The organism is Alcaligenes sp. CHO6, from assembly GCF_037120595.1.
GTDB lineage: Bacteria > Pseudomonadota > Gammaproteobacteria > Burkholderiales > Burkholderiaceae_B > Alcaligenes > Alcaligenes ammonioxydans.
Genome location: NZ_JBANCI010000006.1, coordinates 1 through 16,232, shown reverse-complemented (window position 1 = coordinate 16,232; position 16,232 = coordinate 1). Strand labels below are relative to the sequence as shown.

The 16,232-nt window shown below is 57.7% G+C and carries 13 protein-coding genes and 1 pseudogene; 7 read left to right on the top strand and 7 right to left on the bottom strand.

The window, feature by feature from the left end:
• Positions 1 to 98: 98 nt before the first annotated feature.
• Complete coding sequence (gene ftsY, locus V6936_RS16590) at positions 99 to 1,148, bottom strand: signal recognition particle-docking protein FtsY (RefSeq protein WP_336580155.1); 1,050 nt, start codon at positions 1,146 to 1,148, stop codon at positions 99 to 101.
• A 448-nt stretch (positions 1,149 to 1,596) separates the two neighbouring features.
• On the opposite strand from ftsY, the gene rsmD reads away from it, so the two are divergent.
• The 3 genes from rsmD to V6936_RS16575 all read left to right on the top strand — a co-directional run bounded on the left by rsmD (position 1,597) and on the right by V6936_RS16575 (position 3,096).
• Entirely contained in the window at positions 1,597 to 2,226 is a 630-nt protein-coding gene (rsmD, locus tag V6936_RS16585; RefSeq protein ID WP_003802377.1) for a 16S rRNA (guanine(966)-N(2))-methyltransferase RsmD, read from the top strand.
• 20 nt (positions 2,227 to 2,246) lie between these two features.
• On the top strand, positions 2,247 to 2,753 hold the full coding sequence (gene coaD, locus V6936_RS16580; RefSeq protein ID WP_003802378.1) for a pantetheine-phosphate adenylyltransferase: 507 nt from the start codon (positions 2,247 to 2,249) through the stop codon (positions 2,751 to 2,753).
• Positions 2,754 to 2,838: 85 nt separating this feature from the next.
• Positions 2,839 to 3,096 (top strand): YfhL family 4Fe-4S dicluster ferredoxin, encoded by a 258-nt coding sequence (locus V6936_RS16575; protein ID WP_003802379.1) that lies wholly within the window; start codon positions 2,839 to 2,841, stop codon positions 3,094 to 3,096.
• Between the two features lie 68 nt (positions 3,097 to 3,164).
• Here V6936_RS16575 and V6936_RS16570 read toward each other — a convergent pair whose 3' ends face one another.
• Together V6936_RS16570 and V6936_RS16565 are read right to left on the bottom strand one after the other, a co-directional pair.
• Positions 3,165 to 3,563, bottom strand: coding sequence for an MOSC N-terminal beta barrel domain-containing protein (locus V6936_RS16570; RefSeq protein ID WP_059318299.1), 399 nt, complete (start codon positions 3,561 to 3,563; stop codon positions 3,165 to 3,167).
• Positions 3,560 to 6,256, bottom strand: a complete 2,697-nt coding sequence (locus V6936_RS16565) for an AsmA family protein (protein WP_240209520.1) — start codon at positions 6,254 to 6,256, stop codon at positions 3,560 to 3,562. The genes V6936_RS16570 and V6936_RS16565 overlap by 4 nt, the downstream gene beginning before the upstream one ends.
• Positions 6,257 to 6,529: 273 nt before the next feature.
• Here V6936_RS16565 and V6936_RS16560 point away from each other — a divergent pair, with 273 nt between their 5' ends.
• A complete protein-coding gene (locus tag V6936_RS16560) occupies positions 6,530 to 7,810 on the top strand; it encodes a bifunctional O-acetylhomoserine aminocarboxypropyltransferase/cysteine synthase (protein ID WP_003802382.1) in 1,281 nt (426 codons plus the stop codon).
• 148 nt (positions 7,811 to 7,958) lie between these two features.
• Here the strand turns inward: V6936_RS16560 and V6936_RS16555 are convergent, their stop codons facing one another.
• Entirely contained in the window at positions 7,959 to 8,375 is a 417-nt protein-coding gene (locus tag V6936_RS16555) for a YidB family protein (RefSeq protein WP_003802383.1), read from the bottom strand.
• 221 nt (positions 8,376 to 8,596) lie between these two features.
• On the opposite strand from V6936_RS16555, the gene V6936_RS16550 reads away from it, so the two are divergent.
• Together V6936_RS16550 and V6936_RS16545 are read left to right on the top strand one after the other, a co-directional pair.
• Entirely contained in the window at positions 8,597 to 9,517 is a 921-nt protein-coding gene (locus V6936_RS16550) for a delta(1)-pyrroline-2-carboxylate reductase family protein (RefSeq protein ID WP_219235072.1), read from the top strand.
• A gap of 125 nt (positions 9,518 to 9,642) precedes the next feature.
• Entirely contained in the window at positions 9,643 to 10,383 is a 741-nt protein-coding gene (locus tag V6936_RS16545; protein WP_003802386.1) for a flagellar brake protein, read from the top strand.
• Here the strand turns inward: V6936_RS16545 and V6936_RS16540 are convergent.
• Complete coding sequence (locus tag V6936_RS16540; RefSeq protein ID WP_336580139.1) at positions 10,380 to 10,994, bottom strand: nucleotidyltransferase family protein; 615 nt, start codon at positions 10,992 to 10,994, stop codon at positions 10,380 to 10,382. The two genes, V6936_RS16545 and V6936_RS16540, sit on opposite strands and share 4 nt — an antisense overlap.
• Before the next feature lie 492 nt (positions 10,995 to 11,486).
• On the opposite strand from V6936_RS16540, the gene V6936_RS16535 reads away from it, so the two are divergent.
• Positions 11,487 to 14,825, top strand: coding sequence for an autotransporter family protein (locus V6936_RS16535; RefSeq protein WP_336580138.1), 3,339 nt, complete (start codon positions 11,487 to 11,489; stop codon positions 14,823 to 14,825).
• A 222-nt stretch (positions 14,826 to 15,047) separates the two neighbouring features.
• Here V6936_RS16535 and V6936_RS16530 read toward each other — a convergent pair whose 3' ends face one another.
• Together V6936_RS16530 and V6936_RS16525 are read right to left on the bottom strand one after the other, a co-directional pair.
• Positions 15,048 to 15,650: an N-carbamoylsarcosine amidohydrolase gene (locus V6936_RS16530; protein ID WP_407927749.1), complete on the bottom strand. Its 603-nt coding sequence runs from the start codon at positions 15,648 to 15,650 to the stop codon at positions 15,048 to 15,050.
• A gap of 7 nt (positions 15,651 to 15,657) precedes the next feature.
• Positions 15,658 to 16,232 (bottom strand): annotated as a pseudogene (locus V6936_RS16525) (2,5-dihydroxypyridine 5,6-dioxygenase); the annotation flags it as partial.

The window sequence follows — 16,232 nt, the reverse complement described above, 5'->3', positions numbered from 1 at the left end:
CGTGCTGGGTAGCTACACGGTGAGCACGGGCGAATAGCGCAAAAAAAACCGGCGATTCCCTTAAAAGGATATCGCCGGTTTTTTTATCAGGCGTGGACTTAGGCGTTCATACCCAGCAAGGCCGAAGCAAACTCGCGCGCCACAAACGCTTGCAGATCCTGCATACCCTCGCCCACCCCGATCCAGTACACGGGAATGGGTCGAACGCCCTGAGCACAGGCGGCAACCGCCGCCAGCGTCCCGCCTTTGGCCGTGCCGTCCAGCTTGGTGACCACCAGGCCCGTCAGACCCAAGGCGGCATCAAAGGCACGAATCTGGGAGATCGCATTCTGTCCGGTATTGCCGTCCACAACCAGGAGTATTTCGTGTGGCGCCTGGCCGTCCGCCTTGCCGATGACGCGCTTGATCTTTTTGAGCTCTTCCATCAGGTGCAGTTGAGTCGGCAAGCGGCCCGCGGTATCCACCATGACCACCCCCATATCTCGGGCACGGCCCGCGTGTACCGCATCAAACGCCACGGCGGCGGGATCTCCCCCGTCCTGGGCAATCACACTGACGTTATTGCGCGCCCCCCATTCAATCAGTTGCTCACGCGCCGCCGCACGAAAGGTATCGCCCGCCGCCAGCAGGACTTTTGCGCCCTGCTCCTGAAAGGTGTGCGCCAGCTTGCCAATGGACGTGGTTTTACCCGCACCGTTAACACCGGCAATCATGACCACCAGGGGTTTGCCCGAACCGAGTGGAAAGGACTTCTCCAAGGGCTTCAAATGATCGGTCAGGATGTCACACAGAATTTGCTTGACCTGGGCTGCATCGCTGATTTTTTCCTTGCGTACACGCGCACGCAAGGCGGTAATCAGCTTTTCCGTTGCCTCCACGCCGGCATCGGCCATCAATAAGGCATCTTCCAGCTCCTCAAACAAGGTTTCATCAACCTTGGCACCGACAAACAGACTGCTCAGACTTTGACCGGTGCGCGACAAGCCCTGTTTCAACCGGGACATCCAGGAGGTTTTCACCACAGGGGCGGCGGCTTCTGGTTCTGGGGTCGGAGCTGGTTCAGGCTGTGGCGCGGGGGCCGGTGCGGGAACAGGAGCAATCTCTGGCTCTGGTTCTGGCTTTGGCTCCGGTTCAGGGATCGGTTGCACCTCGGGCTCAGGAGTCCGATCTGGCTCCGGCACAGGTTGCACCTCCGGCTCAGGGGTACGAACGGGTTCAGGTACAGGCTGTACTTGCGGTTCGTAGACACGCGCAGGCTCGGGTGTCGGAACACTGGCAGGGGTCGGTTGTGGCACCTCTGGCTGCGTGGGCGTAGACTGCGAGGCAGCGCGATGTTCAGCCTGACTGGCTGCCTGGCGATCCAAAGCCACAGCAGGCGGGACTGCCGGCGTTTGAACTGGCGTGCTTTGCTCCTGCGCTACCGCAGGGGATGCGTCTGCCGCGTCAGCCTCGGGCTGGGCAGGAGAAAGCGGCTCGGTCAGCTCCGTTTGAGTGACTTGTGGCTCTGGCTTGGCCTTCTTTCTTTTAAAAAAACTGAACATACGATTTACACTAGAAAATTCTGTTGAATGACCACATTATCCGATCAAAGCGCTAATGAGAAAACATGCTGTCCGTATTGTAGGTGGGGATTATCGCCGCACACCCATTTCAGTGGTCGACGCCCCCGGTTTGCGGCCCACTCCGGATCGTGTGCGCGAGACGCTATTTAACTGGCTCAACCACTTCTGGGGCGGACAATTCAGCGACAAAAACGTGCTGGACCTGTTCGCCGGCAGTGGCGCCCTGGGGTTTGAAGCCGCCTCGCGCGGTGTCGCCTTTGTGCAAATGGTGGAGCGTCACGGGCCGGCTGTGGCCAATTTACGCGCTTTGCGCACCAAGCTGAAAGCCGAACACGTCCGCATTCATGCCGGTGACGCCCTCCATATTCTGGAGCGCAGTCAGATGCGCTACGATCTGGTCTTTGTGGACCCGCCCTTTGCACGCGACTGGATGGAACGTATCTGGCCCTTGCTGCCCAATGTGCTGGCGCCGGACGCACTGGTTTACATTGAGTCCGAAACCCCTATACAAGCCCCGGCTCAATACGGGATACTACGACAGGATAAGGCAGGGCAGGTACATTATCATTTGCTGCGATTTGCTGCGATGCAAAAAACAGTCAATAATGCCGAATTTTCCGGGACGCCTGCGCCGCTCTCCCCGGACTCCGACCTGCCAACTTGAACCCCTTACGCGGATGCACCATGATCACAGCTGTTTACCCCGGCACCTTCGACCCCCTGACCCGAGGCCATGAAGACTTGGTCAGGCGAGCCGCCAACCTTTTCGATCACGTCGTGGTCGGTGTGGCCTCCAGCCAGAACAAACGCCCCTTCTTCACGGTAGAAGAGCGTGTGGAAATTGCCTCCGAAGTGCTCAGCCACTACCCGAACGTGGAAGTAAAAAGCTTTTCGGGCCTGCTCAAGGATTTTGTGCGTGAACAAAATGGTCGCGTCATCGTACGTGGACTGCGCGCCGTCTCCGACTTTGAATACGAATTTCAAATGGCGGGCATGAACCGCCACCTGCTGCCCGAAGTCGAGACCATGTTCATGACCCCTTCGGACCAATACCAGTTCATCTCCGGTACCATTGTGCGCGAAATTGCCATCTTGGGCGGCGACGTAGGTAAATTTGTGTTCCCGTCCGTAGAGCGTTGGCTGCAAACCAAAGCCAAAGAACGCAATCAGCAAGCGGTTTCGGCGACCTGAACTCGCCCTGCACAGCGGTCCGTACTACACTGTAGGGTGACCGACGGGTCAATTCCAAAGACCACGCTTATCAGGACACTGCGCTATGGCACTGCACATTACAGAAGAATGCATCAACTGCGACGTATGTGAGCCGCAGTGCCCCAATCTGGCCATTTACATGGGCGAGGAGATCTACGAGATCAATCCCAACCTATGTACCGAGTGTGTCGGCCACTTTGATGAACCGCAGTGCGTGGTGGTGTGTCCGGTCGAATGCATTGAGGTTCACCCTCAGCACCAGGAAAGCCAGGAAACCCTGCTCGCCCGCTACCATCGACTGCAAGCCGAGTCCACTTCCTGATGGAACAGCCATAAAAAAACCCTGCTTCTGGCAGGGTTTTTTTGACTGAACGCCGCCACAGGGGGCATTTACGGGGAGGTAGCCAGACGCTTTAACAAACGTACTGGCTGGCCGATATAACGACTGAACCACTGCGCCGGCAAATCGCCCTCGTCGATCAATTGCACTGGCTGGCCGTTTTCCTGCCACATGGAAAACGAGTCAGGATCGTCTTCAATGACGTCTACCGCTATATCCAGACGCAACATGCCGGGAGCACGCAGCACCAACTGCCCAAAGCGCAGCTCCATGCTCAGTTCAGCGAGGACAGACAAGGCCTGCGCGCCCAGAACCTGCCCCTGTTCATCGCCCAGAACCCAACGCTCCTGGCATGCCAGCGCCTTGCTATCGCTGAGCGCTGGCCCCCCTTGCAAAAGACAGACCGTGTCCAGTGGCTGGCCCGCATTCAGGCTGGTGTCCTGACTCATTGCTTGAACCATTGCTTCATGGCCTCACCCAGAGTTGGGGGCACTTTGGCTGCCAACTCGTCCTGAATGGCCTGTTTGACCTCAGCCTTCACCTCTGTCGTGGTTTCTGCCTTGGCCTGCGAGGCCTGTTGACTCAACAAGTCCAGCAACCCGTCCTGCAAGGCTTTTTTAATCGTGTCACTGGCGATGTCCTTCCACTGAATCTGGTAGGACAATGCAGCCCAAGGCCCGGAGATGTGAATGGGGATCGACACATTACGCAGATCCTGCAAAGACTTGCGTTCATCAGCGGACAGACTGTTAGGGTTGAGGCGTGCCTGCAACGTCACCTCTGCCTGCTGAGTAACCAAGTCCAGCTTGGACCCCTTGGCGGCCGTGACATTCAAGAGGGGGGTCAAGGCCCGGAAATTGCGGAACGTGGCCTGCCCTTTCTTGATATCCAAGCTGCCTTGCAGGCGTTTTAACACCGTACGACGCAAGAGATCGGACTCGGGCAGCAACAAGGGAATCTGGCCGCTGAAGGCATTACGCACCGCCTCGTTGATATCCCGTACGCTTTGATCCAGATCGACACTACGCCAGCTGCCGTCGAGCAGATCCAGGCTCAGGCCCCCTTCCAGTGCATTCAGGCGCTCTTGCTGCGTGGCCCCCTGGGTCTTCAGATTCAGATCGACATTGCCTTTGCCGGCCAGATAATCATTGCCGAAAGCGTCCAGCAGCAGCGAGCCCAGTTGCATTTGCTGCAACTTCAGACCCAACTCCAGGCGTTTGCCCGGCTCTACCTTGGCCTTGGCCTGGAGCTGTCCTTCGTAGGCTTGCGCGGTGAACTGCGACAGATTAATCAGTTGTCCCTGATTCTTGACTTGAGCCTTGACCTGATCCATGACCATGCCCAGGCTGCGAAGCTTCTCAATTTCAACACGCAGGTCGAAACTCATGGCATCCAGCCAGGCATAGGAAGCGGGTTGCGCATCCTCCTGTTCGGCCGCTACTGGCGGTTGGGCGGGGTCCGCGGGCTGTTCCTGCCCGGCTTCCTGCTCCTCGGCCTGTCCGGTCGCTGGCTCTGACTCATCAACCGCCTCCGCGGGGGGGACCACCTCTGGGGCGGTTAGCCAGAAAATCGAGCGCAGCTCATCCAGATCGAGCTTGTCTGCCTTTAGCACAGCGGCCAGCAAGGGGCCTTTGCCTTTATCCTGAACACTGATATCCAGCTTGCCTTGAGCCTGCTCGATGTTGCTGCTTAGCTGCGCCTGGTATTGCTGCTTGCCTTTGTTCAGATCCGCCTGTCCGCTCAACGGCATCTCGAAACGGCTGCCCGCATCGGCCTCGTCCTCGACGCGAATGCTGGCCTGAATTTCGGGCAGACGCAGCCATTCATTCGACGGCTGCCATTGCATGGGCGAACTGGCCTTTAGTTGAGCGACACGACTGCCTTGCTTGACCGCTCCATCGAGCTTGGCCTGCTCAAACAAAAGCGCCTGGCTGTTGCCGGACAAGCCCTGCAGCGTCAAGCCCAGGCCCCAGACCTTGGGACCGCTTACTTTCAGGCTGGCCACCACGGGTGCGCCTTCGGCCTGGGCAGGCGAGACCTGAATGCGGGGAACGTCCAAGGCCAGATCCAGGTTCTGATCCTCGTTTTTGCCGCGGATACGCAAGGCCAGTTTCTCGAACGACACCAGATCACTGTCGCTGTCGATCTGCATCTTGGGCGTGTTCAAGGACGCATTCAGATCGCTGACCGGATACGAGCCCAACCATTGGCCTTGCAGTTGAGTATCCAGATTGGTGGCGTTGAACTGACGCTGCCCAGCCTTGTACGCCACATTGCCTTTGAGTGTCAGGCTTTGCGCCCGCAACTCGTCCAGATCGCCTACAAAGCTCAGGTTCAGCTTCTGCGCTGCGTATGATTGCGAGGCGGGGTCCAAACTGAGCTGGCCCTGCCCCTCCAGCGACCCTTCGGCCACTGGATAGTCGCCCGACAGCCGGCTTTTGAAGGCCACATCAAAAGGCTGGCCGAACGTCATGCGCCCCGTATTTACTTCCAGCTGCAGCAAGCGACCAATCACATTGCTGCGCTTGCTGAAATAGTGAATTTCGCCCCCTTTCAAGCTCAGACCCGCAATGTCGATCTGAAAATCCGTCTCGCTGCCCGAACGCTTGGCAATCAGCTCGGGCACTGGCGAGGACTCGGGGGACGGCTCAACGGATTTGTCCTGTGGAGCCTCGGCCGCCTGCGCAGCAGGCAACAAGGACACCCCAGCACGGGCAACGGGCAGTTGAGGACCGACGGGCGGCGCTTGCAACAGGTCATCAAAGTTGAATGCACCCTGCTCATCACGCACAATCCAGGCCTTAAAGCCCGTAACAGCGACGTGGTCCACAACCAGACGGTTGTTGATCAAAGGCCAGAGGGCGACCGCAAACCGGGCACTTTCAAAGGACGCGAAGGGATCTTCCGAATTACGGTCGGACAGGGACAGGCCCTGCACGGACAGGCCAATGCGGGGAAATAAAGAAAGTTCGATGTCACCGTCAATCTTGAGCGTACGCTGATACTTTTGCTGGACGATGTCGGCCAGCTTCTGTTTGTACGAATTGGGATTGAAGGTCAGCAGGAAAATTGCCCCGCCAACCACTGTGACAATAGCCAAAACGACGAGGCTGAATAAGCCCCGCTTAAACCATACTTTCATGTAAGCCTCTAGGACCTCGGGGAAGGATGCAACATGCCATCTGCCCGGATACGAAATGCTACCCTATGTCGGGGCATTGCGAAGTAACGAAAATAAGAAATATCCACCTGCTCTTTAAAAAGCGGTGTCGTCTGTCAGCAATCCCTTATTATTACCTTAAGAAATAAAGGCATAGTATTAATGTCTTCGCCCTTAGATGCATTTGCGCACATACAAGGGTTATGCTTGCTCTGTCTTATATAAGCCACTTGATAATCAATTCCAGAATAAGCCATGAAACTAGAGACTCTTGCCATTCATGCTGGCTACCAGCCAGACCCGACCACAAAAGCTGTTGCTGTCCCGATTTATCAGACCACTTCCTACGCTTTCGACAATACGCAACACGGCGCGGATCTGTTTGACCTGAAGGTTCCCGGCAATATCTACACCCGCATCATGAACCCGACCAATGCCGTGCTCGAAGAGCGTGTAGCGGCACTGGAAGGCGGGATTGCAGGTTTGGCAGTCGCCTCTGGCATGGCAGCCATCACGTATGCTATCCAAACGATTGCCGAGGCCGGCGACAACATTGTGTCCGTCAGTAAACTGTATGGTGGCACCTACAACCTGTTCGCACACTCCTTCCCGCGTCAGGGCATTACGGTCAAGTTTGCCCCGCCCAATGACATCGAAGCGCTGGAAGCCCTGATTGATGATCGCACCCGTGCCGTTTTCTGCGAAACCATCGGCAACCCGGCCGGCAATATCATCGATATCCGCGCCCTGGCCGATGCTGCGCACCGCCATGGCGTGCCACTGATTGTAGACAACACCGTCGCGTCTCCTGCACTGTGCCGCCCTATCGAACACGGCGCTGACATTGTGGTGCATTCGCTGACCAAATACATGGGTGGTCACGGCACCACCATCGCTGGCATGGTGGTGGATTCGGGCAAGTTTCCCTGGGCCGAACATAAAGACCGCTTTGCCATTCTCAATACCCCCGACCCTTCCTACCATGGCGTGGTCTACACCGAGGCCTTCGGTCCGGCTGCCTTCATTGGCCGTTGCCGCGTGGCTCCGCTGCGCAACACTGGCGCAGCCCTGGCTCCCTTGAGCGCCTTCCAGATTCTGCAAGGCATCGAAACGCTGCCTTTGCGGATGGAACGCCACACGGAAAATGCCCTGAAAGTGGCCGAGTACCTGAACAAGCACCCTCAAGTGTCCTGGGTCAAGTATGCAGGTCTGCCCGACCATCCCGACCACGAGCTAGCCAAGCGCTACATGGGCGGCAAACCCGCTGCCATTCTGTCCTTTGGCATCAAGGGCGGCATTGAAGCGGGCACTCGCTTTATCGACGCGCTGAATCTGGTGCTGCGCCTGGTCAATATTGGCGATGCCAAATCCCTGGCCTGCCACCCGGCCAGCACCACACACCGTCAGCTCAATGCGCAAGAACTGGCGGCAGTGGGAGTCAGCGAAGATATGGTGCGTCTGTCCATTGGTCTGGAGCACATCGACGACATTCTGGCCGATCTGGAACAAGCGCTGGCTGCTGCAGCACGCGGCTAAGACAAAAAAAATCGGTACTGGCCGTCGCGCTCATACCGATCTGTCTGGCTCACATCAAAAAGCCTGGAATCGGTACGACACCCATTCCAGGCTTTTTCATTTTTTTCCTTCCACGGCCCGCGGCGGGCCGCGCTCACGGCATCAATTCTCAGGGTTTGCGAAACAACTGCGTCAAGCCACCCAGCAAACTGCTGGCATCGGTAATATGGGATGGGTCAAACTGGCCATTGGGACTGGCCTGATTGATCAGGGAAGGCAACATGATTCTCAGGTTCTCCAACACGCTTTGCTGGGTCAAGCCCGACAAGTTCACCAACTGCGTAATCGCGGGCTGCCCCATCACTCCCAACAGGTCTTGCTGAGCAATGTCCTGGTTGCTGCCCTGCGAAATCCAGGATGACACCACTTCCCCAAAACCACCGGCGCGAAAACGCTCAATCAGACCACTCAGGCCCCCCGGATAGCTGCTGATTACTTGAATCAGGGCAGGCAAGAGCGCGCCCTGCTCCTTGGATTTGGCATCTGCCGACGACAAGGCCGACACAACAGAATTAAGCAAACTCATTATTTTTCTCCCCAATGCACGGCACCATGCGGGCCGGTGCTGATATCAGGCCTCATTATGCCGTGCTCACCCTGCAGGCGGGGCGGATTAATTGTCAAGGTGGGTCAATGGCCGCGTAACGCCCCAAGCCTATTGCCCTGGGCAACGCCTACGCTACACTGGTTTACCGATAGCCTGGCACGGTGTCTTGGCCAACAGACCGACTCAATGGAGATTCTGGAATGATGCAAGCTTCCTATACCATCCTGTCCGCTCAAGAAACTGCTCGCGCTTTGCCCTATCCAGAGCTGGTCGCCCAGCTTGGCATCGCCGTAGCCCAATCTGCCGCCGGCACTATCGTCGCCCCCGCCCGCCAGGTGCTTGACTATCCTCAAACCGGGCGAATGCTGTCCATGCCCGCGGTTTCGCACGATATAGGCGTGCACAAACTGGCCAATGTCATGCCGGACAATCCGCAGCAGGGCCGGGGCACCATCCAGGGTCTGGTCACTGTGTACGATGCCCACAATGGTCTGCCCCTCTTGATTCTGGATGCGCCCACCCTGTCCGAGCGTCGCACCGCCGCTGTGTCCATGCTGGGCATCCAGGCGCTCTGGCCCCAAGGGCCCGAACACATCACCCTGCTGGGTTACGGCCAACAGGCACGGGCTCATTGCGAGGCCATCATGACGCTTTACCCCAAAGCCGAGGTCACCCTGACAGGCCGCAGTCTGGAGCGTGCCCGCGCCGTCACCGCCTCTTTGCAGACCCGTTTCGGAGCAAGGGTCCAGGCAGCGGCAAGCGTGCCGGAAAAGACCGATGTGCTGATCAGTCTGACCTCCAGCCTGACACCGGTCTATCACGAACCAGCCCGACTTGAGCGCCTGTTGATCGGCGTAGGGGCCTTTACACCTGAAATGGCCGAGTTCGAAGCCCACACCGTCCTGGCCAGCCGCCTGTATGTAGACGATCTGACAGGCGCCCGAAAAGAAGCGGGAGACCTGCTTCAGGCTGACGTAAATTGGGATCAGGTTCAGGGCATACACCAGGTTTTGCGCAGCCCGGCGCCCAAAGACAAACCCGTGTTCTTCAAATCCGTCGGCTCCGCTGCCTGGGATTTGGCGGCCGCTCGTTGTGCCTTGCATCAGCGCCAGCAGATCTGAAACCCCAGGCCTCAATACTTAAGGGGCAAATCAACGGACCGGGCACACTAAATCGCGTCCAGAGTGTTACTCTGGCGCGTACAATCCCTTACAGTCACTTACCGATCTCTTTTTGCCGCTCTGCCATGACCTCTTCGCTCCCCCCTCTTGAAGACGATCCATTTCAAATCCAATCGAAGTTTGAAATCCTGCGTGTTTTACGGGCTATTGAAAAAGGCGGCCTGCTGTTGCACATGGAAGCCAACCACGGCAATGACCGGATTGTGACCACCATTTTGGATATCGATCTGGACAATAATGTGGTGGTAATCGACACCGCTAACAAAGAAGAAAAAACCCGAAATCTGCTGCAGTCCGAACACACCAGCTTTGAGACCTCTGTCGACAAGATCAAAGTAACCTTCCAGGGGCCCAAGCCCGAAGTGGTGACCTATGAAGGACAACCGGCCTTGGCCATCCCGATCCCCGAATCCATTCGCCGTTTGCAGCGACGCGAATTTTTCCGCGTGAGCGTACCGGTCAGCGAACCGGCCATGGTGATCCTGCGTCTGAATAACGAGGCAAAGAGTTTCATGCTGCACGATATCAGCGGCGGGGGCTTGTCGTTGGTCGACGAATCCCAAAGTCTGGCAGAGGTCATTGGTGCACATAAAACAGAGTCCCTGCTGGAGCTTCCTCAGGCAGGCTCTTTTGTCGTGGCGCTACAAGTGACACGAACCGAAACGCAACAACTGCCCAATGGCAAACAGATTCAACGCCTGGGCTGTACGTTTATTGACTTGTCTGCCTCCACGCAAATGGCCATCCAACACTATATTGGTCGCCTGGAGCGCCAGCAGATCGCCAAACAGCGCGGACACGGTTAATTCGAGTCAGGGGACATTCCCAGATCACTGGGGATGTCCACATCACGCAAGATCCCCTCATCCACCAAGGGCAGGAACAGGGTCTGATCCCTGTTGGCTTGCAACAAGCCACGCGCGCCTTGCTCATCGGGCAGTGTCAAAAGCGCCTGCTGCCAGGCCAGACCAAAGCCAATCGGATTGCCCGTCTGCCCGTTCACAACCGGACGTACTATCCCAGCGCCATCCTGCACGGCCTGAGCGACCGCCGCTACTGTACTGGGCCGTACCCAAGGCATATCCGCCAACAAGACGACATAGCCATAAGAAGGCCGACTCGCCTGTATCCCGGCTTTCAAACTGACCCCCATGCCGCGCGTCGCGTCTGGCGCCAGTACAAAAACGAGCGGTAAATCGCCCAGCTCACGCCGCAGAAGCGGCTCATGAACATCGCAGACCAGTAGCACTTCATCCAGCACGGACAGCGCAGTCTCACAGACACGGCGCACCACCGTTTTGCCATCATCCATCCGGGCCAGCAGTTTCAGGCACTGACCTGAGGGATCGAACCGACGACCCACACCGGCGGCCAGAATAATGCCCGTCACCCCCGAGACCCGCTGCTGTCCAACCATTCAATCTCCTTTACACTTCTGCGTTAGCCTACTGCGGCTCATTGTCTTTCACGATCAGCCTGAACAATACAAGTGATCGAGGCCAACAAGGCTCCCACAAACCGGGCTTCCAGTACATCGTTAAAAAAAACGGCAAATCCCTTGGTACTGTATCAAGGCCACAAGATCAAAGCATCGGACCCAGCAGGGAGATGGACTCAAAGAAACACCAAGAAGGATTAAGCCCGCAGGACGTCCTCCAAGAGCAGGTCGAGAACTGACTCTGAGAGAGCCAGCCGGGTAAGGCAAGCTCCCATTCAAACCTTAAGCACCCCAGCCCAGGCCCCGTTTAAAAGTACTGCCCGCCTATTTAAAACAATAAGTGTCCATTTAAAACAATCTGCTATATTTTCCCCACACTGGCTCAACGTCATCTTCTCGTGCAAGGCTCTCCTTGCCAACCTGAATGCCTCAGGCTCAACAAACTGCTTCCTCCACTTCAGGGGCTCCTCCGTGCAGACACTATTTCGCGCCTTGAATACCCGACCCGCCATGACACCCAACAGGCTATGGGCAGCACTGACACTGGCTATTGCCCCCCTGTCCGCTCACGCTCTGGAAGACAGAACCGTGGAGAACGCTGCCGGGCGCAGCGTATTCATCGCCCGGTTTTTCGACATTGGCGACGGCTCCTTTGACAATGACAACACCTCATTCTGGAGCTGGGAAGGCCATCAGGCCTACAAAAACGAGATCGTCGACGGCCTGGGCTATTGGGCGGAAATAATTCAGCCTCAGGGCAACAAGCCCGCCACCATCGTGAACATCGGCACGGTCGACATGCCGGGCAACGCCTACGGTGGCTCCCCCGTGGCCCAAGGGGGGCACAGCGCTTTGACGCAAATGCAACAAAACATCTTTGGTCTGTCACCCTCAACCGGCACCCTGCCCTTGGGCGGCCACGGCTTTTTTGGACTGGGCCAGGATGACTACGCACTCAATCCCGCTCTGACCCAAACGCCTCTTAGCGGCAAAGACAGCGTCCTGCTGACGGCCATACACGAAATTGCCCACGGTCTGGGCGTGTTAAGCAGCGTTGAAGACAAAGGCAATCTAGACGAATTCAAGCCTTATTTTGAAAGTGATTTGAGCAGCTGGACGCAACTGCTCCGGGACGACAACGGCAATCCGGCACGCGCAAACCAAAAAATTGTCTGCAGTGCTTGCAACAACACCTACGACCCCGATGCGTTTGATCTACGCCAGGACAAAGGCTATCTGACCGGGACTCACATCGAACAGGTGCTGGCCGGTGGCCTGCGCGGTGTCCCTGTCAAGATACTCGGTGAGGAGGGAGGCGTAGACGATAACTTCATGAGCCATATCGAACTTCGCAACAGCGTCATGAGCCACCAGAGCTACCGCAACTATTCGGGCTTCATGGAGGCTGAACTGGCCGTCATGCAGGATCTGGGGTACACCATCGACCGGGCCAATTTCTTTGGGCGCTCCATCTACGGCGATGGCCTTGATCTGGTCAACACACAGGGCTTCTTTGAGCGCAATGCGGCGGGCACACAGTACCTGACTGGCCGCTACAACCTGTCGACGCTGGGTCTGGGCCTGCACATTTATGGCAGCAACAACCAGATCCGGCAAGCGGCAGACCTGCTGAGCGCAGGATCGGGTGGCGCAGGCATACGGGTTGATGGCGAAAACAACACCGTCATTATTGAGCCCGGCGTCAAAATCCACGCCAATGGCCTGAATGGACAAGGCATTCAGTTTGCCTACGGTCGCGGACACACACTGGTTCATCGCGGCGATATCCAGGCCAGCGGACCGCAAGGCGTCGGTCTGCGTTTTGATTTCGGCACCAATTCACTGGGCAACCATACCGAGCGACGGGGCTCCTACCTACGCAGCAGCGAGGGGGCCGATCTACCCCTGCTCCCTGAACTGAACGGCCCTCTGGTCCAACAAGCCGATATCAGCGGGAGGGTAGCCGGCCAAGAGGCCGCCATTCTGATTTCTGACAATGCCTACGTGGGACGGATCAACCTGATGCAGGGCGCCCAACTGGAAGGCGATATTATTTCGCGTTATGCGCAACGCGACGATACTCAGCAACTGCGCCTGACCACTGTGTCGTTTGGCCAGGCAGCGGACCGCGAAGGCCGCAGTATCAATCAGCCCGATGCGAGCTTTAACTTCAGCTACGCAGGCAATATCACTGGTAAAGACAATCTGACCCTGTCCTTTGACGGCGGAACCAGCCAGTTGGACGGAAACTTGCACGTGCACAGTGCCACCATTCACGAAGGCGCTACCTTCAAGGGCAATGCGAGCTTTGATCTGGCCAGCGGCAACACGCTGTTGAACGCCGGCACTCTGGCGCCTGGACACTCAACCGGACGCATCAGCGTCAAGGGAGACTTCCAGCAAACCGCAACAGGTCAACTGGAAACCGAGTTCGACAGCAACGGTGCCCACGACATACTGGCCATCAGCGGCAAGGCAGAGCTTGCCGGCACCTTGAGCCTGCAGCCCCTGGCCGACTGGTATCAAAACTCGTGGGCAGTTGACACTGCGTCGCTGGTGGAGGCGAACAGCTACAGCGGCAAGTTCGACACCCTTCAGATCCACGCGGTATCCCCCACCTTGTCCTTTAATGCCGACGCCCTGGGCAATGAGCGCTACCGCTTGTCAGCTCACCGAGCCAACTACGCCTACAGTCAGTACGGCCATAACGACAACCAGCAACAAGCCGGGCAAGCTTTGTTCAAGCTGGCCTTAGCCGGTCCCGCATCCGCCCAGCCCCTGTTCAGGGAGCTGGACTTCTCGGCGAGGAACGGCTCCCTGATCCGCGATGCCCTGGACCAGGTTTCGCCAGCCAGCTACAGTGCAGCGATGGCCGCCTCCCTGACACACGAGCGCGAAATCATGCAAACCGCCCGCCAGGGTTTTAGCCAAAGCATGGCGCGCCCCGGCAAAGACTGGCAAGGTTACGCCTTGATATCGGGTTCAAGCGCCGATCAGAGCACACGGGGCTCATTGCTTGGCTACGATGCCAACAGCTATGGCCTGATCCTCGGGGCCGGACGCAGGCTGGAGTCAGCACCTGATCTCGCCGTGGGTGCTCAACTGGATATTTCGGATCTGTCGGTCAAACCCGATGCTCCTTATGGCGGCAAGAGTAAAGCCACTGCGTTCGGGCTTGCGGCGCATCTGCAGTATCGTCCTGCTGCCCGCCACGGTCTTTTTGCGTTCAGCGGGCTGCGTCTGGGCCTGGAGCACGCTGATATGCGTCGGCACATCAGCCTGGGCAACTACCAGGCAAGCCACTCGTCTGACTGGACGGGCCGTCAATTGTCGCTGGATGCGGGCACAGGCTACCTGTGGCCGATCAGTCCGTCTTTGTCGGTCGGCCCTGTGGTCAGCATGAACTATGCCTGGGCATCGCGGCCTTCTGTCGACGAATCGGGCAATGCAGCCACACGCCTTCAGCTGGAGAGCAAACGTGTTGACGCCTTGCGCTCCAGCCTTGGTCTGAGCGCTCTATGGAACCAAGATCTGGATGATGGCAGCAAACTGGCTGTAAATGTCGACCTCGGCTGGAACCACGAATGGTTGGACCGCGACCTGACTCAGGCTGCGCATTTTGCGATTGCCTCCTCGGACACCGCGTTTAATACCCGTAATCATGTGCTCCCTCGCGACACGATGAGCGTGCAAGCCGGGCTGAGCTGGCAGCGTGATGAGCGTCTGTCGATTGGCACAGGCATCCGCTCACAGTTCGGGGGTGGATATTCATCACTGCAGGGACAGGTCAACCTGCGCTGGGCGTTTTAAGTGTTGAGCCTGACAGGAGCTCGCGAGGGCCTGTGTCGTGAGAGACAACGAAGGAACGCACGTGCACGTGCAATGTGGGGGGAAACGAGCGGCGCACGCAGACGCGAGAGAGAAGAAAGGCAGGGGTATGTGGTGCCAGACGTATAAAGACATCGGGGGCACGAAAAACCTTGGGAGCCGGGGAAGGCGCTGACGCGCCTACCCGGTTCTAAACAAGGCGTTTTACAGCCCCATCAATTTCATGGCCTCTTCACGCGTCGCCACCGTGGCGTACTTCTGACGCATATCGAACAGGTTGGCCTCATGCGGGCCAATTGCACGGTCACCCACGCAGTCCGACACCACCAGGGGGCGGAAACCCAGTTGCATTGCATCGACCACGCTGGAGCGCACGCAACCACTGGTCACCGCGCCCGCCACCAGCAGTGTTTGCACGCCACGCTGGGTCAGCCACGCCGCCAGGGGCGTACCAAAAAACGCCGACGGCACGTTCTTGCGAACAATAAATTCACCCGGTGCAGGAGCCAGCTCCGGCACGATGTGGCTGTTGTGCGCATCTTCGGTCAGACCCAGCATGCCGGGGACTTTGATGCTGAAGATATTGTGATCAGCGCCATCGTCGGCATACACGATACGTGTGTGCGCCACCGGCCAGCCCTGCTCACGCGCCGTTGCCAGCAACTTCTGTGTGTTCGCGATCGCCTCAGGAATATTGCCGCCACCAAACACCGCCGGGTCAGCAAAACCATTCACCAGATCAATAATCAACAAGCCGTAAGGAGCTTGAGGCTCCAGCGTCGATCCAAACCCTTGTTGAGCGTACACCGCTCCTTCATTCGTACTCACCAACACCTCCATCCAGTACTTTGCCATCACGCACCACCGCCCGGCCATCCAGGCTGACCGTGCAATGGCGCAAAGGAATATCAATGTGGCAGGCCGTCGTGCGATTGCCGCCCGCCTCGTTGTTTGGGCCCAGAGAGAACAAGAAGTTGCCCTCAAACGCGCGGGCATCCATACCAATGGTGTTCTCACGCGAGTACAGGCCCAGCGTAGACCAGTGACAACGCGGTTGCAGACCCCAGCCAATGTGGGAGATCGCGTAACCTTCGGGATCGTTGAAGGACTTCATATACTCGTCCAGCAGCTCGGCTTCGACCCCCCCTTCAATCTTGGTGGCGTAGCCGTTTTCCACGGTCAGAATGATCTGTTCGGTCGAGTACTTCTTCTGTGGCAACAGGATGTCGCCCTTGTCGATCACGATGGTGCCGTTGGTACCTCGCTCATTGGGCCAGGTCAGCACAAAGCCGCTGGGCCAGTGATCCCACCGACCCGGCTCGTCCACAAAACCGTATTCACGAATCGCCGGGAACTCACCGAGCGGGCAGCGCAGATTGGTACCGGCAG

Coding starts and splice junctions, on each gene's coding strand:
- V6936_RS16540 (WP_336580139.1), bottom strand. CDS start 10,994: ATGGTTGGACAGCAGCGGGTCTCGGGGGTGACGGGCATTATTCTGGCC.
- V6936_RS16570 (WP_059318299.1), bottom strand. CDS start 3,563: ATGAGTCAGGACACCAGCCTGAATGCGGGCCAGCCACTGGACACGGTC.
- V6936_RS16545 (WP_003802386.1), top strand. CDS start 9,643: ATGACCTCTTCGCTCCCCCCTCTTGAAGACGATCCATTTCAAATCCAA.
- coaD (WP_003802378.1), top strand. CDS start 2,247: ATGATCACAGCTGTTTACCCCGGCACCTTCGACCCCCTGACCCGAGGC.
- V6936_RS16560 (WP_003802382.1), top strand. CDS start 6,530: ATGAAACTAGAGACTCTTGCCATTCATGCTGGCTACCAGCCAGACCCG.
- V6936_RS16555 (WP_003802383.1), bottom strand. CDS start 8,375: ATGAGTTTGCTTAATTCTGTTGTGTCGGCCTTGTCGTCGGCAGATGCC.
- V6936_RS16565 (WP_240209520.1), bottom strand. CDS start 6,256: ATGAAAGTATGGTTTAAGCGGGGCTTATTCAGCCTCGTCGTTTTGGCT.
- V6936_RS16575 (WP_003802379.1), top strand. CDS start 2,839: ATGGCACTGCACATTACAGAAGAATGCATCAACTGCGACGTATGTGAG.
- V6936_RS16550 (WP_219235072.1), top strand. CDS start 8,597: ATGATGCAAGCTTCCTATACCATCCTGTCCGCTCAAGAAACTGCTCGC.
- rsmD (WP_003802377.1), top strand. CDS start 1,597: ATGAGAAAACATGCTGTCCGTATTGTAGGTGGGGATTATCGCCGCACA.